The sequence below is a fragment of the Micromonospora sp. NPDC049049 genome, assembly GCF_040649115.1.
Lineage (GTDB): Bacteria > Actinomycetota > Actinomycetes > Mycobacteriales > Micromonosporaceae > Micromonospora.
Map to the genome: position 1 here is coordinate 107,182 of NZ_JBEZEX010000013.1, position 18,467 is coordinate 125,648.

An 18,467-nucleotide genomic window follows, 5' to 3' on the forward strand; every position below is an offset into this window, starting at 1 on the left:
TCGTCAGTCGGACAGGTCCGCGAACGGACGCAGTTCCAGTCGCCCCTCACGGGCCATCGGGTGGGTGCGAGCCACCTCGATCGCCTCGTCCAGGTCGGCGCAGTCGAGCAGGTCGAAGCCCACGATCACCTCGGCGGTCTCCGCGAACGGCCCCTCGGAGACGAGCAGCTCGCCGTCGCGAACGCGGACGGTGGTGGCCGCGCTGGTCGGCCCCAGTACGTTGCCGGTCAGGCGGCGGCCACGAGAGTCGTTCTCCGCCACCCACTTGTCGATGTCGGGAAGCTCGGTGGGGTCGGTGTCCGGCTCGGTGTCGCTGCAAACGAACATCATGTACTTCATCTGATCGCTCCCTTGGTTTCTCGGGGTGTCGCCAGCATGACGATCGGCCGGGAGCGTTCCGGACACCCTCCCCCGAAAAATTCCGGTCAGTCTCCGCTGGCGGCGCGGCGGCGGGCCTCGCGGGTCTTCATGGCGTGCTCCATCAGCGTGACGAGCACCTCCTTGCTGGACTCACGCTGCCGGGCGTCGCAGAGCAGCACCGGCACACCCGGGTCCAGGTTCAGCGCGGCCTGCACCTCGTCGAGCCGGTACTTCCGGGCGTCCTGGAAGCAGTTCACCGCCACCACGAAGGGCGTGCCCCGACCCTCGAAGTAGTCGATCGAGGGGAAGCAGTCGGCGAGCCGGCGGGTGTCGGCCAGCACCACCGCGCCGATCGCCCCCAACGCCAACTCGTCCCAGACGAACCAGAACCGGTCCTGCCCCGGCGTACCGAACAGGTACAGCACCAGGTCGTCGCTGATGGTGATCCGGCCGAAGTCCATGGCCACGGTGGTGGTGGTCTTGCTCTCCACCCCGGACAGGTCGTCGATGCCGACCCCCGACTCCGTCAGCACCTCCTCGGTGCGCAACGGCCGGGTTTCGCTGACCGCGCCGACCATCGTCGTCTTGCCCACGCCGAAGCCGCCCGCGACCAGGATCTTGATCGCGGTGGGCAGTGGCGTCGCTCCCGCCGGCCGGTCAGAGTGCCCGTAGTCCATTGATTACCGCCTCGAAGATGCTGTTGTCGGGAAGACCGGCCGTGGTCTGTGGCTCGCGGACCTGCACCAGGCTGCGGGCCGCCAGATCACCGAGGAGCACCCTGATGGTGCCCACCGGCAGGTCGAGATGGGCGGCGATCTCGGCGACGGACTGTATGCGTTGGCACAGCCCGACGATCGCCAAGTGCTCGGGACCGAGACCGACCTCGGGCGTGACCTCGGCTCGGGTCGCCGTGACCAGGGAGATCAGGTCGAATGTGCCGGTGACCGGGCGGGCCCGACCACGCGTCACCGCGTACGGACGCACCACCGGACCCGCGTGGTCATCCACCCACTGATGGTCTGCGGACTCCCCCTGGACCGTCATCGCCGCTACCTCTCGCCGACCTGCTGATCAGTGCCGCGCGACGGTGATGCGACGTACTTGCCGACCCGGGTGACCAGCATCGCCATCTCGTAGGCGATCAGGCCGACGTCGGCGTCCTCGCTGGCCAGTACCGCCAGGCAGGCGTTGCGGCCCGCCGCGGTGACGAACAGGAACGACGACTGCATCTCGATGATGGTCTGTTGCACCTGCCCGCCACCGAAACGCTTGCCGGCGCCCCGCGCGAGGCTCTGGATGCCGGCCGCCATCGCAGCGAGGTGCTCACCGTCGTCCCGGCTCAACCCCTGCGAGGAGGCCATCAGGAGGCCGTCGGTGGAGAGCGCGACCGCGTGTTCGGCCTGCTTCACCCGGCCCACCAGGTCATCCAGCAACCACGTCAGGTCGGCGCTCGAAGCCGTCTTCTGGGTCACTTCGTCGTCCTCTTCTCGCCCGGCTGTGTGCCGTTGTTCGTCTGGGGCTCGACCGTCACACCGCGCGTCGTCGGTGCTCGGTCAGGTCGCTTGTGGATCCTCGTCGGCCGGCTCGGACGGCGTCGTCGTCACCGGTGCGCCGGAGGCGCCGCCGAGCAGCCGCGCCGCGTCGGTCCGCCCACGCCGGGTGCCGGTCTGGTAGGAGCTCATCATCCGGCGAACCTGCTCCGGTGGGCGCACCACATCCTCGTCGTCGGTTTCGGACACCGCCGGGTCGTCTCGCAACTCGGGAACGATGTTCGCCTGTCGGACCCGGACGGGCAGGCCGGAGTCGGTCCGCTCCGCATCGGCGCTGGCGGGCGCCGGCCCACCGTCGCCGGCCGGGGCCGCCTCTTCGCCGGGGGCCTCCGGGCGGGTGGTGTCGACAGCGGGCAGCCCGGTGGGCACTGTCGGGGCTTCCAAGGCCGGCTGAGCGGGCCCGCGCCGGGCGCGGGTGGGCAGGTCGGGGGCGCTGGTCGCCGGGGTGGTCCGCTGCCGGGTGGGGAGAACGGTGTCCGCCTCGGCCTCCCCGTCCGTCGTCGGCGCGGTGGTGTCGGCTGGATTCGGCGCCGCCGAGGTCACCGCCACCTCCGACGTGGTGGTCGTCGGTGCGGCGAGCGCGACCGGTGCGAGGGGGGTCGTACGGCCGGTGTCCGTGGCGGGTGCCGGCGGCATCGGGATGGCCGATCCGGTCCGGAACGAGCCGGAGTCCTCCGGAGAGGCGTCGGCCTCGGTGACCAGCTCCAGCGGGATCAGCACGACAGCGGTGGTGCCGCCGTACGCGGACTCCTTGAGCCGTACCCGCACGCCGTGCCGTTCGGTCAGCCGGCTCACCACGTAGAGCCCGAGGCGGGCGGCGTTGGCGAGGTTCAGCTCGGACTGGTCGACGATGCGGTGGTTCGCCGCGGCCAGGTCCTCCTCGCTCATGCCGAGGCCACGGTCCTCGATCTCGATGGCGAAGCCGTTGGAGACCAGTTGGCCGCGGACCTCGACCGTCGTGTGGGGCGGGGAGAACGACAGGCCGTTCTCGATCAGCTCGGCGAGCAGGTGGATGACGTCGCCGACCGCGCGGCCGGCGAGCGAGACAGGACCCAGCGGCAGCACGTTGACCCGGGTGTAGTCCTCCACCTCGGCCACGGCGCCGCGCACCACGTCGACCATCGGGACGTTGCGCCGCCAGGCCCGACCAGGGGTGGAGCCGGAGAGCACGATCAGGTTTTCCGCGTTGCGCCGCATCCGGGTGGCGAGGTGGTCGACCCGGAACAGGTCCTCCAGCTCCTCCGCGTCGTGCTCGCGGCGTTCCATCGCGTCGAGCAGGGTGAGCTGACGGTGGACGAGCGCCTGCGTGCGTCGGGCCAGGCTCAGGAAGACCTCGCGGACGTTGCGACGCAGGTCGGCCTGCTCGACGGCGGTGCGCAGGGCGGTCTCCTGAACGGCGTTGAACGCCTTACCGACCTGACCGATCTCGTCGGTGCCGAACTCCAGCGGGGGCGCCTCGGTGGCCACGTCGACCTCCTCGCCGCGCCCGAGCCGGTCCACCACCCGGGGGAGCCGCTCGTCGGCGAGCTGCCAGGCGGCCTGTCGCAGCCGCTCCAGCTGGCGCAGCAGGTTCCGCGCGGTGGTGATGGAGACGACGACGGAGGCGATGACGGCGAGCAGGCCCAGACCGGTGGCGAGCACCAGCCGGACGACGACCATCACGGCGACGCCGGTGGCCCGGTCCACGACGCCCTCACCGCCGTCGATCACGACGTCGTTGATCTCGGCCAGCGCGGGTTCCACGGTGCCGCGCCACTGCTCGGCGCCGACCGGTAGCTGCGTCGACGGCCGGCCCTCGCGGATGATGCTGTCCTGCACGGCGCGCAGTCGGGTGAACGCCTCACCCTCGACGAGCTGCTGGTAGCGGCGCTGGTCGGCGTCGGCGAGCCGGACCCGGGTCTCCTCACCGATGAACCGCTCCGCGCCGACCAGCGCGACGTAGCGGGCGTACTCGGCACCGCTCATCCGCCCGTTGCCGAAGAGGCCGCTGAGCAGTGCGTCCTCCTGCGAGACCAGCTCCTTCATCCGGTTGAGCTGGATGAGGGCGGCGGCCTCGCTGGCGATCTGCTTGTCGTCCAGGCTGCCTGTCACGTCGTAGATCTGGAAGATCGATTCGATCGCGCCGGTGTACGCCTCGGCGGCGGCGATCCGATCGATCTTGCGGTCGAGCACCTCGGCGCGGGTCTGCTTCAACGTGTCGACCTGGGCGATCGTCATACGGAGCTGGTTGTCCAGTGCGGAACTGCCGGCCATGTCGACCTGCCAGTGGCGCACCGAGTCGGCGAAGGCGCCGGCCAACTGCGTGGTCTTGAGGTGTTCGGCCTCAAGGGCCGTCCGCTGCGCGGCCTCGGGATTGCTCAGGTACGCCTGGGTCAACCGCCGCTCCACCTGGAGTTCCTGCAGCAGCGGCTCGCTGGGCGTGTAGATCTTGCTGTTGAGCAACTGGATACCGAGGAGATTGAAGCCGTCACGCAGGGTCACCCACGCCGCGAACATCCAGAGCGCGACCAGGGAGAGCAGCAGGGCGACAACCTTGGTGCGGATACTCGTACCGCGAGAACGCATTGAACCGTCCCAGGCCGGGCGTTGACTCAGCTCATCAACGAATGATCAGAGGGGGCGACGTCCCACCACAGCGGGGCATCCGGGCTGAGGCTCTGCGTACGCTAGCAGTGTCCACACAACCCCTCAAGTCGCTGTTTTTGTTGACTGGTAACCGCAATCCACCACCGATCGGTCCACCCCGGAGGCACGGATGCCGGCCAGTCGGCAGGCGGCGAGCACCGCGGCGCGAACGATGACTGTCGGACAGTACAGCTCCTTGCCGTACCACAGTGGAGGGTGCTCCCGTGCGGCGGATTCGTGCAGGTAGGCGTGCCCGCGCGCCACGGCCGCGTCGACCCGGGGCACCGTCGTCGGCACCGTCAACAGCACCTGGAGGGCGTACGCGGTCTCCTCGGCGGTGCCGTCCCACCGCCCCCACGAGCCGTCCGCGCGCTGGCTGTCCAGCACCCAGGCGGCTGCCCGATCCACCGCCTCGGCGGCAGCCGCGCCCCGCCCGAACTCGGCAAGTGCCAGCACGCAGCACGCGGTGGCGTAGAACGGCGAGGCGTGCCATCTGTCCTGCCAGGCGCCGTCCGCGCGTTGACGCCCGGTCAGCACCGCGCTCAGCCGGTCGACCGCCCGGTGGTAGCGACCGTCCGCATCCGGGTACCGGCTCACGTACTGACCGAAAGCGTCCAGCACGTGGGCGTTCGTGGTGACCGAGAAACCGTCCTCCCCCGGCCAGGTGCAGAAGCCGTCAGCCGTCTCGTACACCCACAGGCTGGCCGGGTCCGCCGGACGGCCGAGTCGGGCCAACGCGTCGAGGGAGACCGCCGTGGTGTCGGCGTCGGTCGGCAGGCCGTCGCCGGTGGCGATGCCCTGGCCGGCGGTGGCAGCGGTCAGGCTCTCCAGGACCGAGTCCGGCGGGTCGACCGTGAACCCGGCCCGGTGCAGACCGCTCAGCACCCAGGCGCGCTCGAAGACGGTGATCGGTGCCGGGCAGGGCACCGGGCCGCCTCCGTCGCGGATCAACGCCCGCAGGAAGGCGTACGCGGCGGGGCCGGCAGCCGGGCCGGCGACGCTCAGCCAGGCCGCGGTCGCGGCGGGTGAAGCGCCGACCGCGGTGAGCGTGGGGCCAGCCTCGGGGGGTGCCGCGTCCAGGATCTCGTAGAAGTGGGCCAACTTGGGCGGCAGCGCCGCTCCGGCGGCCACCGCGGACCGCACCGCGCGCAGCCGGTCCCGGTTCAGCCCGGCCGGGAGCGGCAGTGGCGCGCGGTCCAGTCGGTCGGCGGCGGCTCCTTTCAGCCCGGCGAGCCGGCCATTGATCGTGTCGACCAGCGCCGGAACGATGAGGTCCAGCGCGGGGGTGTCCGGCAGGGTCCGGGCGTCCGCGCGGAGCAGCGTCTCGACGAGCGCGCGGAGCCCACGGGCCACCGGGGCGAGCAGCTCCGTCCCGGCCCTGCCGTCGGACAACACGGCGAGCAGCGCGTCGGTGGCGCTCAGCGTCGGCACCAGGGCGTACCCCTCGGGTGGGCCCCACGCCCCGTCCGGGCGCTGGGTGCGCACCAGGAACGCGATCCGTTGGTGGTGCCCGGTCAGCCAGGGGGCGACGGCGACCAGCCGCCCCGTCTCGTACACGGACGCGGCGACCTCCCCCCACGGCCGCAGGCCGAGGCCGGCGACCAGCTCGCGGGCGGCGTCGGCGACCGGTTCGGTGGTCGTCGCCGCGTCGGCGAGGAAGCGGGTGCCACAGTCACTCATCGCGCAGTCCCCAGAAGTCCGACAGTTGGTAGAAGCCGCCGGTGAAGGAGATCTGCCGGTTGAGGTAGTCCGCCTGACGGGGGCACCGCTCGGCGAGGGCGGCCAGGTCTCCCCGGGAGCGGGCGGTCAGCTCGGCCAGCCGGTCGTGCACCTGCGCCGGGTCGTCGACGAGCGAGAGGGCGTTCAGGTCACCCCACTCGGCGTCACGTGTCTGTGTGGCGAGGTCGTTGACCAACCGCAGCACCCGCTGCACGCCACGTCCGGCGTCCAGCAGGTCGGTCAACTGGGCAAGTGTCCGGTCGTCACCGGTCGCGATCCAGTGGGTGGCGTTGACGAAGGAGCAGGCCAGGTTGTCCGCGTTGTCCAGGTAGCGGTCCAGGTCCGGCAGGCGTCGCCCGGTGGTCGGGTCGGTCGGCAGGTTCTTCCAGTCCCACTCCCGCGCCACGGCGTCGAGCATCCGGGCCAGCTCGTCACGCCAGATCGGGCGCCGCCGGGTGAACGCCGGCACGGTGGTCAGCTCGTCGCGCAGGTCGGCCAGCAGTCGGGCCAGGTGCCGCCCGGGTGGCGGCGCGGCGCCGTCGGCCACCGCCAGGCAGTCATTCACGACCTCCCGGACGTCGTCCACGGACCGGGCGAGGTAGTCGACCTGCCAGTCGGCGGCGAAGACCCAGAGCAGGGTACGGGTGGTGATCCGCAGTTCGGCGGCGGTGTGCCACGGCGCGGTGAAGGCGATGGCCGTGGCCACCGAACTGAGCAGTGCCGGGTCGAACGGCGCGGCGTCGAACAGCTCGGGATGGGCGGCGGTGACGGTCTGAAGGTCGCGTACGCCCCGTACGGCGAGTGCGCACACCCGGCCCTGCTCGGCGACCGCGTCCTGACCGGCCCGCGCCGGTCGCGGGGTCCCCGTCACGATGCGGCCGGGCGCTCGACCGGGGTGAGGATGAGTTCGGCCCGTTGCTTGGGTTGCAGCGAGGCGCCCATCCGGGGGGTGAGATCGACCGGTTCGCGCAGCCGGAAGCGGTAGCGGCTCAGCACGGTGCTGACGATGAGCTGGGCCTCCAGCAGGAACAGGTACTGACCGAGGCACTGGTGCGGGCCCCCGCCGAACGGGAAGTAGGAGTAGCGGTAACGGCGCCGGGGCAGCTCCGGCGCGAACCGCTCCGGGTCGAAGAGTGTCGGGTCGGTCCAGAAGGTCGACATCCGCTGGGTCACGTACGGGCTGACCAGCACGGTGCCGCCGGCCTTGACCCGCACCCCGCCCAGCACGTCGTCGCCGACCGCGGTGCGCGGGATCATCCAGCCGGCCGGGTAGAGCCGCAGCATCTCGTCGAGCACCATCCGGCCGTAGCGCAGTTGGGGCAGGTGCTCGCGTCCGACCCGTTCGGCGCCGACCACCCGCTCGATCTCGTCGGTCATTCGCTCGGCCACGTCGGGCCGGGACCCGAGCACCGGCCAGAGCCAGGAGAGCAGGGCGATCGTGGTCTCGGTGGCGGTGGAGAACATCGCGACCACGTCGCCGCGGATCGCGTACTCGTCGGGCTCGCTGCCGTCGGCGCGCGGCCGGCAGAGCGTCGAGATGATGTCCTCGCCGTCGGTGGGATGGGCCCGGGCCTCCCGGATGATCGGCAGCACCACCTCGTCGATGGTGCGCACCGCCTCGCGGAAGCGCCGGTCGCCGGGCATCGGTACCGCGTACGGCACGACGGGCATCAGCAGTCGGGGGAGCATCGCGGTGGTGACGGTGTCCAGTGCGGCGCTGATCCGCAGCGCGTCGGGCACCGAGATCCGGTCGGCGAAGAGCACCCGCATTGTGGTGCGCAGGACGATCCGGGTCAGTTCGGCTCCGCCGTCGATCGGGCGACCGGCGCGGGCCGGTTCGAGCCACTCGTCGACCGCCTCGTTGATCGCCTCGGCCATCCTGTCGACGAGCATCTCGGCCCGCTTGGCGGTGAACAACGGTTGCAGCGCGCCTCGGCTGGATTCCCAGATCTCACCCTCGGCGACCAGGATGGCGTCGCCGACTATTCGGCGTACGGGGCGCCAGAGCAACCCGTCGCCGTCCCGGGTGTAGTTGGCAACGTTGTCCCGCAGAATGCGTTGCAGGTGCTCAGGGTGGCTGACCAGATAGGGGCGGAACGAGCCGAGGTTGAGCCGGACGACGTCACCGCCGGCGTCCTGCGCGAAGTCGACGAGTGCGCCCAGCGGATCGCGGGCCAGTGCCGGGAGAACGCGTCGTAGCGGGATCGTCCGGGGCTCGGCGCTGACGGTGACGGGACGCGTCTCGGACACCTGCGACATCGAACCACGTCTCCTCGTCGTCCCGACGACCGCGACTGTCTACTTCGGTCGGTCAGGTTGATGAAACTTTCACCTTATGGGCCGCCGGAAGCATCTCACCAAACGGGGGGCACCTCCAGACTTGCGGACAGCGCAATTTCCATCTAAGCGAACGCACAATCATCGATGTCCTACGTCGAGCAAATCCAGAATGGATATTCAGGAGTCGCACCCGCCGGGTGGCCGACCCCGCCACCACGACGGGCGGAAGCTGGCCGCATCCCGCCGGCCGGGCTGCCACCTCTCCGCCAGGGCGACGGCGGGCCGACCGATGCGGGTCGGTGATCCGGGACGCACCGGTACCCCCGAATCCGGGCGACGCCCGGCACCCTGTGCCAGGCTCTGTGGCATGGACGACAAGACCATCCTGAACCGGATCTCCGAGCTGGTCGACGAGGAACACAAGCTGCGCGCCGACGCCCAGGCCCACGAGTCGGGCACCGAGGGCGAGGCCAGCGAGCGGCTGCGCGCCCTGGAGGAGTCCCTCGACCAGTGCTGGGACCTGCTACGCCGCCGACGGGCCGCCCGGGAGACCCACGGCGACCCGGACGCCCAGGGCGAACGCCCCAAGCCCGAGGTGGAGCGCTACCTGCAATAGCCGACGTGGCGGGTCGGGCGGTGCGGCCGCCCGACCCGCTCCGATCAGCGCAGGCCCGCCTCGTGCAGCAGCTCTCCGGTCAACATGCCCGGGTCCACCAGCTCGGCGGAAAGACCCCGGGCCGCGAACCAGGCGCCGACCACCCGCACATCGCGGGCCAGGAACTCCGGCCCCTGTGGGTTCGCCACCACGTCGACCACCTGCGGCAGGTCGATCACGACCAGTCGACCCTGGTGCACGAGCAGGTTGTACGGCGACAGGTCGCCATGCGCGTAGCCGGCCCGCGCCAGCACCCGCAGCGCCTCCACCAGTTGGGCCCACAGGTCACGCAGCTCGGTCGGGCCGGGTCGCAACTGGGCCAGTCGGGGTGCCGCCTCTCCCGACTCGGCGTCACCGACGAACTCCAGCATCAGCTCAGTGCCCCGCAACTGCACCGGGTACGGCACGGCGATCCGGTCGTGCCCGGCGCCGATCTCCCAGAGCCGGCTCAGCGCGGCGAACTCGGCTGCCGCCCACTGCCCGGCGATCATCTGCCGGCCGAACGCCGTCCGGCTGGCCATCGCCCGGTTCTCCCGGGACCGGCGCACCCGACGGCCCTCCAGGTAGCCGGCATCGCGGTGGAACAACCGGTGCTCGGGATCGCGGTAGCGTTTCACCGCGAGCAGACAGGACCGGTCGGTGTCCGGCACGGCCCGACGGACCAGGTGGACGTCCGCCTCCTTGCCGGTCTTCAACACACCCAGCTCGGTGTCCTTGGCGGCCAACTCGGTGACCAGCCAGGCGGGGTGCGGTTGTGGCCCGTGCACGGCGTCGTCCCAGGACGACCAGCGCTCGCCGGTGTCCGGGTCAGGTTCGCTGTCCGGGTCTGCGGGCGGCTCGGTGGGCCGCCCGCGCTTCAGAAACTGCTGTTCGTCGTCGTCGAAGCGGCTCTTGCCGCGGCTCCGGCGCTCAAGCGCCGGAAGGTCATGATCGCGCACTGTGGTGAGGTTCCCTTGGTCGAGGCTGAGATAGGCAGCTGGAAGCGACCTGCAAAGACGGCCATGACCCGCCTCCTCTCCTCGACCGGGCACACGCCCGGGATGCACCATGCGCGGACAATGCTCGTACGACCACGTCGGCCGGTCAACCGAATTACCGGGCCGCCACCCGAACGACCGCTCGGACGCACGGCCGGCAGCGCGGAAACCCTCAGCGGGCCAGCACGGTGGCGACCGCGGCGATCAACCCGTCCACGGTGCGGCTCGGCGCGAACCGGACGTCCGACCAGGTGCGCCCCCGGTGCAGCCAGACGCTGGGCAGCCCGACGGCGGCGGCCCCGCCGATGTCCGCCTCCGGGCTGTCGCCGATCACCCACGCCCCCCGCAGCGGCATCCGGACCCGCTGGGCGGCGAGCGCGAAGATTCTCGGGTTGGGCTTGCTGACGCCGGCCTCCTCGGAGATCACCCAGTCCGCGACGTACTGGTCCAGCCCGGTCTGGCGAATCTTGGCGTCCTCGACGCGTACGGTGCCGTTGCAGACCACCACCGGCACCCAGCCGGCGTCGTCGGCGATCCGCAGCGCGCAGGCGGTCAGCGGGTCGAGCCGGGTCTGCGCCACCACCCCGTCGTGCAGCTCCTCGACCAGGTCGATCGAGGGAATCCGCAGCTCGTAGCGGTCCCGGATGGCGTCGGCGAGGTCCCAGCGGTCGGTCAGACCGTCGGCGTCGATCGAGATCAGCCAGTCGATGTCGGTGTGGGGCGCGCCGATGCTGTCCAGGAAGCGCTCACCCCAGCGGCGGAACGGCCCGGCCCGATCCAGCAGGGTGTTGTCCAGGTCCAGCAGGAGCAGTGGCACTCGGGCACCCTACGGGACCGACGTGTCGGTTAACAGATGCGGCGGGTATCGAGCTGACGGCAGGCTCAGCCAGGCATCGACAGCCGGGCGCCGCCCTGGTCCGGCAGCCGATCGAGAAGCATCGAGTGGGCCGTCCGGGTAGCCGCGAGCACTGCGGGATCCAGCGTCGCCACGAGCACCGCAGTGCCGTCGTCCGCCCCGCGAGCCAGCACCCGCCCCTCGGGGTCGTAGATGGCCGCACCGCCGTTGAACCGCCACGGATCGGCCCCTCCGACCGCGTTGGCGAAGACCACGAACATCGTGTTGTCCAGGGCACGTGCGGCGTAGTAGAGATCCCGGCGGTGCTCGGAGCCGGCCAGGTATCCGCTGGGGCACAGGTAGGCGTGCGCGCCGTCGAGGGCGGCGGCCCGGCCGTGCTCGGGGAAACAGCCGTCGTAGCAGATGCCGAGCCCGAGCCTCCAGTCGTCGACGAGCAGCGTGGCACCCCGGTCGCCGGGGCTGAACAGCTCCCGCTCGTCGCCCCACAACTGCTGCTTGTCGTACCCGACCCGCACCTCGCCGGTCCGGTCGACCACCAGCGCCGCGATGGTCCGCCGGCCGTCGGGGTGCCGGACGGCCGCGCCGACCACCGCGGTGACGCCGGCCTCGCGCGCCGCGACGCGCAGCGGGTCGAGCCGGGGATCCGCGACCATCCCGGCCGGGTCGGCCGCGACGTCCGTGCCGGCCGGGTCGGCGGCGAGAACCGGCGGGTGGTACGCGCAGAGGAACAGTTCCGGCAGGACGGCCACCCGGGCACCCCGCCTACCGGCTTCACGGACCAGGTCGGCGGCGATGACCGTGTTGCCGGCGACGTCGCCCGGTGTGGGGGTGGCCTGGATGGTGGCCACCGTCAGCGGGGAGTCGGGCACCGTGTGGGACTGGGTCACCGGGCGATGGTAGTCGGCAACATCCCAAGCCGTACGTACGGTTTGCGTGCCCCGGGGTGACCTGCGACGATCGACGTGTGCCCAGAGTAAGCCAGGACCAGCTCGACGCTCGCCGGCAGGAGATCCTCGCCGCGGCCCGGGCGTGTTTCGCCCGGCTCGGCTACGAGGGGGCGACCGTACGCCGCCTCGAAGAGGCCACCGGCCTGTCCCGTGGCGCGATCTTCCACCACTTCCGCGACAAGGACTCGCTCTTCCTTGCCGTCGCCGAGGACGACGCCGCGGTCATGGTCGAGACGGTGGCCCGCAACGGTCTGGTCCAGGTTATGCGCGACCTCCTCGCTCGCGCCGTCTCGCCGGACACCACCGGCTGGCTGGGCAGCCAACTGGAGGTATCCCGCCGGCTGCGCACCGACCCGGCGTTCGCCAAGCGCTGGGCGGAGCGGTCCGCCGCGATCGCCGAGGCGACCCGGGACCGGCTGGCCCGCCAGCGCGACGCCGGGGTGCTGCGCGAGGACGTCCCGATCGACGTGCTGGCCCAGTTCCTGGAGCTGGCCTACGACGGCCTGGTGCTGCACCTGGCCATGGGCCGACCGGCCGGCGACCTGGGCCCGGTGCTCGACCTCGTCGAGGAGGCGGTCCGCCGGCACTAGCCGCGCGCACACCGGTCTGTCGACCGTGGCGAGGCTGCTCCACAATGGGGCCGCCGATCCCTCCGGTGACAGGAGCAGTCGATGACCGTCCACGCCGCGTCCGGCGACACCTGGGGCATCTCCGGCCCGACCTTCCTCCGCTACTACATCGCCGCGGCCATCCTGCTGGTGGCGATCGTGGCGTACCAGCGGTTCCGTCTGGCGGTCGGGTCGAGCGGTGCCATGACCGCCGATCCCCTCGGACCACAGCAGGTCGCGTACCTCAACGGCGGCCCCCAACTCGCGGTGCACGCGGCGCTCGGCGGGCTGCGCGGCAGCGGCGCGGTCGGCGTACGACCGGACCGCCGACTGACCACCGTCGGTGCCGCACCGACCGGGCTCACCCCCCTGGACCAGGCCATCCACTGGGCAGCCCACCAGCACTCGCGGGTCCGGGATCTGCCCCAGGACGAGCGCGTACGCGTCGCGCTGCACCAGATCCGCAACGGCCTGGAGGAGCGCGGGCTGCTGACCAACGACGCGCAACGCGCACGGGCCCGCTTCTGGGCCACGCTCCTGATCGCCCTGCTGGGTCTCGGTGTGCTCCGGTTGGTCTCCGGCCTGTTCAGCGGCCGCCCGGTCGGCTACCTGCTGCTGACCCTGGTCGCTCTCCTGATCGTCACGCTGGTGCTGCGTCGGGTCCCGATGCTCACCCGAGCCGGTCGGGCCGCTCTGCGCTCCGTCCGCCGCCAGCACACCCACCTCGCCCCCGCCTCCGCACCGGCCTACGCCACCTACGGAGCGGCCGGTGCGGCGATGGGCGTGGCCCTGTACGGCACCGCCTCGCTCTGGGCGCTCGACCCTGGCTTCGCCGAGCAGGCCGAGATCCAGCGCCAGGCCGCCGCCGGTAGCGGCTGGTCCGGAGGATCCGACGGATCCTCGGGCGGTGGTGACAGCTCCGGCTCGGACGGCGGCAGTTCCTGCGGCGGCGGCGGAGGCGGGTGCGGCGGCGGGGGGTGCGGCGGATGACCTGCCCGTCCGGCGTCGGGATCGGCTGGCGGCCGGAGATCGCCGGTTTCGTGGCCGAGCTGCCCGGCCTGCGCTTCGTGGAGGTGGTGGCCGAGGGGGTGCCCGCCTCCGGGCCGCTCCCGCCCGGCCTGACCCAGCTGCGGGACCGCGCGGTGACCGTCGTACCCCATGGGGTGCGGCTCTCTCTCGGCGGCGCCGAGCCGGTCGACCCGGCCCGGGTCGCGCACCTGGCCGCGGTGGCACAACGCCTGGACGCCCCGCTGGTCAGCGAGCACATCGCGTTCGTCCGGGCCGGCGGCCTGGAGGCCGGTCACCTGCTGCCGCTGCCCCGCAGCAGGGAAGCCGTCGACGCGGTCTGCGCCAACGTGGCCCGGGCGCAGGCCGAGCTTCCGGTGCCGATCGCGCTGGAACCGATCGCCGCCCTTGTCGACTGGCCCGACGACGAGCTGACCGAGGCGGACTTCCTCTCCGAGATCCTCGACCGGACCGGAGCACTGCTGCTGCTGGACGTGGCCAATGTGCACGCCAACGCCCGCAACCGGGGTGCCGACCCGCTGGCGTTGCTGGACCGCCTGCCGCTGGAACGGGTCGCGTACGCCCACGTGGCCGGCGGCGCGGAACACGGCGGTTTCTACCACGACACCCACACCGACCCGGTGCCGACAGCGGTGCTGGAGCTTCTCGGCGCGCTCTGCGCCCGACGGCGACCGCCGGCCCTGCTGCTGGAGCGCGACGGCCACTATCCGCCGGCCGTCGAACTCCGCGCCGAACTGGACGCCCTGGCCGCCGCCGCGGGCTTTCCGGCCGTGACATGACGGGCACACCAGAGGGCGGCAGCGCGCCGACGCCCCGCGTCGGGCTGGCCGAACGGCAGGCCGAACTTGTCGCGGCGCTGGTCGCCGGGGGTGAGCCACCGGCGGGGTTCGCGCCGGGCCCGCTGGCCGCCACCCGCGCGGCCCTGCTGCGCAAACGGGCCGGCGAGGTGGCCCGGCACTGGCCACTGCTCGCCGCAGGTCTCGGCGCCCGCTGGTCGGCCACCTTCGCCGAGTGGGCCGCCCGGCGACCCACCGCCGGATCGCTGCGCGACGGTTGGGACCTGGCCCGGTCGCTGCGCGCCCAGCAGGCGCTCCCCCCGGCCGCCGCCGAGGAGTTGGCCGTCCGGGAGGCACGCCTGCGCTACGACGGGCTTCGAGCGCCGCGCCCGCGCCGGGCGCCAGCGGTGGGCCGCGCCGGCGGCGCCGTCGCGCTGCAGATCGCCGGCCGGGTACGCCTGCTGCGCCCCGCCCCACGGCTGTCCACCCGTGCTGGCGACGGGTTACCGGATGCGGCAGGATCGGAGTTATGGATCTCGGACTGACCGACCGCGTGTACGTCCTCACCGGCGCCTCCCGCGGTCTGGGTTACGCGACCGCACAGAGCCTGGTCGCCGACGGTGCGCGGGTGGTGCTCTCGGCCCGCGACCCGGACGCGGTGGCCGCCGCCGCGCAGCAGCTGGGCGGCCCGGAGCACGCCATCGGGCTGGCCGCGGACCTGACCCACCCGGAGACCCCGGGGCAGCTCGTCGCCGCCGCCCAGGAACACTTCGGCCGGCTCGACGGCGCGCTGATCTCGGTCGGTGGACCACCGCCGGGCAACGCCGCAGCGGTCACCGACGAGCAGTGGCGGCTGTCCTTCGAGACCGTCTTCCTGGGCACCATCCGCGCCGTACGCACTGTCGCCAACTCCCTGCCCGAGGGCGGCGCGATCGGGTTGGTGCTCTCCACCTCGGCGCGTGGCCCGGTGCCCGGCCTCGGCATCTCCAACGGTCTGCGGCCCGGCCTGGTCGGGGCCGCCAAGGACATCGCCGACGACTACGGTCCGCGTGGGGTCCGGGTGGTCGGGCTGTTGCCCGGCCGGATCATGACCGACCGCAACCGGGAACTGTTCGGAGCGACCGGTGACCCGGAGCGGGCCCGCGCCGAGGCGGAGGCCGGCATCCCGCTGCGCCGCGTCGGCGACCCCGCCGAGTTCGGCCGGGTGGCCGCGTTCGTGCTCTCCCCCGCCGCGAGCTACCTCACCGGAATCACAGTGCCGGTCGACGGCGGCGCGCTGCGCGGGCTGTGACAGCCGAGCGGGCCCGACCCGCCCGCACGGTGAGGCCGCCAGAGCCGGACCCGGGCGTTGATCGACTCGACATCACGGAAGTCGGGCGGTCGACGCGACCAGGACACGCCGACGTCCAGGAACCCGAGTCGATCAAGGCGCGGCGGTCCGTCCCGACCCGGCCGACCCGCGCGGACCTCGCGGCAGCGGCGGACCGGACGATTCCCGACGTCCTCGCTCCCGGCCTGGAGGTGCTCTTCGTCGGCATCAACCCGGGTCTGTGGTCGGCGGCGACGGGCTGGCACTTCGCTCGACCCGGCAACCGGTTCTGGCCGGCGCTGCACCGGGGCGGGTTCACGCCCCGGCTGCTGCACCCCAGCGAACAGGACGAACTGCCGGCGCTCGGGCTCGGCATCACCAACATGGCCGCCCGGGCCAGTGCCCGCGCGGACGAGCTGAGCACCGAGGAACTCCTCGACGGCGCGGCGATCCTGACCGACAAGGTGGCCCGGTACCGGCCGCGCTGGGTGGCAGTGGTGGGGGTGACCGCGTACCGGATCGGTTTCCAGCGGCCCAAGGCAGCCTTCGGGCCGCAACCGGAGACGCTGGCCGACGCGCGGCTGTGGGTGCTACCCAACCCCAGCGGCCTGAACGCGCACTTCACCCCGGTCACCCTGGGCCTGGCGTTCGCCGAGTTGCGGGCAGCGACCGAGCTACCAGCCCTGTGATCCACGACGTCAGTTGGCGGCGGCCGGTGGCAGCACCTCGTCGGCGCGGTAGGTGCCCAGCGGCATGACCACCGGCTCGGCACCGGTCGCGTCGACGAACGGGGTGGGCGAGTCGGCGACCGCGAACTGGGTGCGGTACAGCTCGGCGTAGAGCCCACCAACGGCCACCAACTCGTCGTGCCGTCCCCGCTCGACGACCCGTCCGCCGTCCAGGACGAGGATCTGGTCGGCGTCTCGCACTGTGGAGAGCCGGTGCGCGATCACCAGCGCGGTCCGCCCGGCCAGCGCCACCGACAGCGCCCGCTGCACCGCCGCCTCGCTCTCCGAGTCAAGGTGAGCGGTCGCCTCGTCGAGGATCACGATCGACGGTGCCTTGAGCAGCAGTCGCGCTATCGCGATGCGCTGCTTCTCGCCGCCGGAGAACCGGTAGCCGCGCTCCCCTACCGTGGTGTCCAGACCGTCGGGCAGCGCCCGAACCAGATCGGCCACCTGCGCCCCGGCCAGGGCGGCCCAGATCTCGTCGTCGGTAGCGTCGGGCTTGGCGTAGCGCAGATTCTCGGCGATCGTCTCGTGGAACAGGTGCGAATCCTGAGTGACCACACCGATCTCGTCGCGCAGGGAGGCGAGCGTCGCGTCACGCACGTCCACGCCGCCGACGAGCACCTGCCCGTCGCTGACGTCGTAGATCCGGGAGATGAGCATCGACAGTGTCGACTTGCCCGCCCCGGACGGGCCGACCAGCGCGACCATCTGCCCCGGCTCGACGCTGAACGAGACCCCCTTGAGCACCGGTTCGTTGACGGTCCGGTCGAGGGTGGCGACCTCCTCCAGGGAGGCGAGGGAGACCTCGGCGGCGCTCGGGTAGCGGAAACGCACGTCGCGGAAGTCGACCCGGCCGGCACCCAGGGGCACCGGTACCGCGTCGGGCTTCTCCACGATGCCCGGCTTGAGGTCGAGCACCTCGAAGACCCGGTCGAAGGAGACCAGCGCGCTCATCACGTCCACCCGGACGTTGGAGAGCGCGGTGAGCGGCCCGTACAGGCGGGTGAGCAGCAGCGCGAGCGTCACCACGGTGCCGGCGCTGACGCCGCCGGTCACCGCGAGCCAGCCGCCGAGACCGTAGGTCAGCGCCTGCGCCAGCGAGGCGACCAGCAGCATCGCCACGAAGAAGGTGCGGGAATACATGGCGGACTGGATGCCGATGTCGCGGACCCGCTCGGCCCGGTCGCCGAACCGGCGGGCCTCGATCTCGGGCTGGCCGAAGAGCTTCACCAGCAGCGCGCCGGCCACCCCGAACCGCTCGGTCATCGTCGCGTTCATCTTGGCGTCGAGGTTGTACGCCTCGCGGGTGATCTCGGCCAGTCGCTTGCCGACCCGACGGGCCGGAATGATGAAGATCGGCAGCAGCACCAGTGACAGCGCGGTGATCTGCCAGGAGAGGGTGAACATCACCGCTGCGGTGAGGACCAACTGGATGACGTTGCTGACCACACCGGACAGGGTGGAGGTGAACGCCCGCTGGGCGCCGAGCACGTCGTTGTTGAGCCTGCTGACCAGGGCGCCGGTCTGGGTGCGGGTGAAGAACTGCAACGGCATCCGCTGCACGTGGTCGTAGACCCGGGTGCGCAGGTTGAAGATGATGCCCTCGCCGATGCGGGCGGAATACCACCGCTGGGCCAGCGACAGCAGCGCGTCGGCGACCGCAAGCGCGGCGATGAACAGGGCCAGCCGCACCACGAGCCGCCCGGCCTCGGTGCCGCCCTCGTTGATCGCGTTGATCACGTCGCCGGCGAGCACCGGAGTGGCCACGCCGATGATGGCGGCCAACACCACGGTGGCCAGGAAGACGATGATGTCGCGCCGGTAGGGGTGGGCGAAATCGACGATGCGGCGGGCCACCCCGCGCTTGAGCCGGTGGGAGGAGACCTCGTCGCGGTTACGCATCGACCGGAGCATGCTCCACCCGGCCATGCCACCGCCGGACATCGGGTTGGACATCGTTCACCTCCGGGTTGCCGGGCAGACCGCACCGTCAGGTCAATTCTCCCGACGAGTGTGACAACCTCGGTCGTAACCCGGATCTTCCCGTG

The 18,467-nt window shown here is 72.0% G+C and carries 19 protein-coding genes; 7 read left to right on the plus strand and 12 right to left on the minus strand.

The genetic code is table 11. The features are described from left to right. Positions 1-3 precede the first annotated feature (3 nt). From AB0B68_RS15825 to AB0B68_RS15860, 8 genes are all read right to left on the minus strand, one after another. Positions 4-330 (minus strand): YciI family protein, encoded by a 327-nt coding sequence (locus AB0B68_RS15825; RefSeq protein ID WP_357207438.1) that lies wholly within the window; start codon positions 328-330, stop codon positions 4-6. 95 nt (positions 331-425) lie between these two features. After that, a complete protein-coding gene (locus AB0B68_RS15830) occupies positions 426-1,037 on the minus strand; it encodes an ATP/GTP-binding protein (protein ID WP_355009975.1) in 612 nt (203 codons plus the stop codon). After that, positions 1,018-1,404, minus strand: a complete 387-nt coding sequence (locus tag AB0B68_RS15835; RefSeq protein ID WP_030337267.1) for a DUF742 domain-containing protein — start codon at positions 1,402-1,404, stop codon at positions 1,018-1,020. The genes AB0B68_RS15830 and AB0B68_RS15835 overlap by 20 nt, the downstream gene beginning before the upstream one ends. A 5-nt stretch (positions 1,405-1,409) precedes the next feature. Further along, positions 1,410-1,832 (minus strand): roadblock/LC7 domain-containing protein, encoded by a 423-nt coding sequence (locus AB0B68_RS15840; RefSeq protein ID WP_091403761.1) that lies wholly within the window; start codon positions 1,830-1,832, stop codon positions 1,410-1,412. Positions 1,833-1,913: 81 nt separating this feature from the next. Further along, the gene (locus tag AB0B68_RS15845; protein WP_357260550.1) at positions 1,914-4,475 is read right to left on the minus strand and encodes a nitrate- and nitrite sensing domain-containing protein; all 2,562 of its coding nucleotides are present in this window, start codon (positions 4,473-4,475) and stop codon (positions 1,914-1,916) included. A gap of 123 nt (positions 4,476-4,598) precedes the next feature. Continuing rightward, positions 4,599-6,215, minus strand: coding sequence for a prenyltransferase/squalene oxidase repeat-containing protein (locus AB0B68_RS15850; protein WP_357260553.1), 1,617 nt, complete (start codon positions 6,213-6,215; stop codon positions 4,599-4,601). Next, positions 6,208-7,125, minus strand: coding sequence for a terpene synthase family protein (locus tag AB0B68_RS15855; protein ID WP_357204175.1), 918 nt, complete (start codon positions 7,123-7,125; stop codon positions 6,208-6,210). The genes AB0B68_RS15850 and AB0B68_RS15855 overlap by 8 nt, the downstream gene beginning before the upstream one ends. Next, entirely contained in the window at positions 7,122-8,459 is a 1,338-nt protein-coding gene (locus AB0B68_RS15860; RefSeq protein ID WP_357204182.1) for a cytochrome P450, read from the minus strand. Before AB0B68_RS15860 ends, AB0B68_RS15855 begins: the two co-directional genes overlap by 4 nt. Positions 8,460-8,901: 442 nt before the next feature. On the opposite strand from AB0B68_RS15860, the gene AB0B68_RS15865 reads away from it, so the two are divergent. After that, positions 8,902-9,150, plus strand: a complete 249-nt coding sequence (locus AB0B68_RS15865; protein WP_091403743.1) for a DUF2630 family protein — start codon at positions 8,902-8,904, stop codon at positions 9,148-9,150. Positions 9,151-9,194: 44 nt separating this feature from the next. On the opposite strand, the gene AB0B68_RS15870 is transcribed toward AB0B68_RS15865, so the two are convergent. The 3 genes from AB0B68_RS15870 to AB0B68_RS15880 all read right to left on the minus strand — a co-directional run bounded on the left by AB0B68_RS15870 (position 9,195) and on the right by AB0B68_RS15880 (position 11,909). Further along, a complete protein-coding gene (locus tag AB0B68_RS15870) occupies positions 9,195-10,127 on the minus strand; it encodes an RIO1 family regulatory kinase/ATPase (protein WP_357260556.1) in 933 nt (310 codons plus the stop codon). A gap of 211 nt (positions 10,128-10,338) precedes the next feature. Next, complete coding sequence (locus AB0B68_RS15875) at positions 10,339-10,983, minus strand: HAD family hydrolase (protein ID WP_091403736.1); 645 nt, start codon at positions 10,981-10,983, stop codon at positions 10,339-10,341. Positions 10,984-11,048: 65 nt separating this feature from the next. Next, positions 11,049-11,909 (minus strand): carbon-nitrogen hydrolase family protein, encoded by an 861-nt coding sequence (locus AB0B68_RS15880; RefSeq protein ID WP_357260559.1) that lies wholly within the window; start codon positions 11,907-11,909, stop codon positions 11,049-11,051. Positions 11,910-11,986: 77 nt separating this feature from the next. Between AB0B68_RS15880 and AB0B68_RS15885 the strand changes: the two genes are divergently transcribed. The 6 genes from AB0B68_RS15885 (at position 11,987) to mug (ending at position 16,377) form a co-directional block, all read left to right on the plus strand. Further along, positions 11,987-12,559: a helix-turn-helix domain-containing protein gene (locus AB0B68_RS15885; protein WP_355009969.1), complete on the plus strand. Its 573-nt coding sequence runs from the start codon at positions 11,987-11,989 to the stop codon at positions 12,557-12,559. Between the two features lie 81 nt (positions 12,560-12,640). Beyond that, positions 12,641-13,567: a TIGR04222 domain-containing membrane protein gene (locus AB0B68_RS15890; RefSeq protein ID WP_357204166.1), complete on the plus strand. Its 927-nt coding sequence runs from the start codon at positions 12,641-12,643 to the stop codon at positions 13,565-13,567. After that, positions 13,564-14,382, plus strand: coding sequence for a DUF692 domain-containing protein (locus tag AB0B68_RS15895; RefSeq protein WP_357260561.1), 819 nt, complete (start codon positions 13,564-13,566; stop codon positions 14,380-14,382). Before AB0B68_RS15890 ends, AB0B68_RS15895 begins: the two co-directional genes overlap by 4 nt. Further along, complete coding sequence (locus AB0B68_RS15900; RefSeq protein WP_357204162.1) at positions 14,379-14,924, plus strand: hypothetical protein; 546 nt, start codon at positions 14,379-14,381, stop codon at positions 14,922-14,924. Before AB0B68_RS15895 ends, AB0B68_RS15900 begins: the two co-directional genes overlap by 4 nt. Then, the gene (locus AB0B68_RS15905; protein ID WP_357204160.1) at positions 14,909-15,670 is read left to right on the plus strand and encodes an SDR family oxidoreductase; all 762 of its coding nucleotides are present in this window, start codon (positions 14,909-14,911) and stop codon (positions 15,668-15,670) included. Before AB0B68_RS15900 ends, AB0B68_RS15905 begins: the two co-directional genes overlap by 16 nt. A 131-nt stretch (positions 15,671-15,801) precedes the next feature. Continuing rightward, the gene (gene mug, locus AB0B68_RS15910) at positions 15,802-16,377 is read left to right on the plus strand and encodes a G/U mismatch-specific DNA glycosylase (protein WP_357260639.1); all 576 of its coding nucleotides are present in this window, start codon (positions 15,802-15,804) and stop codon (positions 16,375-16,377) included. Positions 16,378-16,386: 9 nt separating this feature from the next. Here the strand turns inward: mug and AB0B68_RS15915 are convergent, their stop codons facing one another. Beyond that, the gene (locus AB0B68_RS15915) at positions 16,387-18,363 is read right to left on the minus strand and encodes an ABC transporter ATP-binding protein (RefSeq protein WP_355009984.1); all 1,977 of its coding nucleotides are present in this window, start codon (positions 18,361-18,363) and stop codon (positions 16,387-16,389) included. Positions 18,364-18,467: the final 104 nt, after the last annotated feature.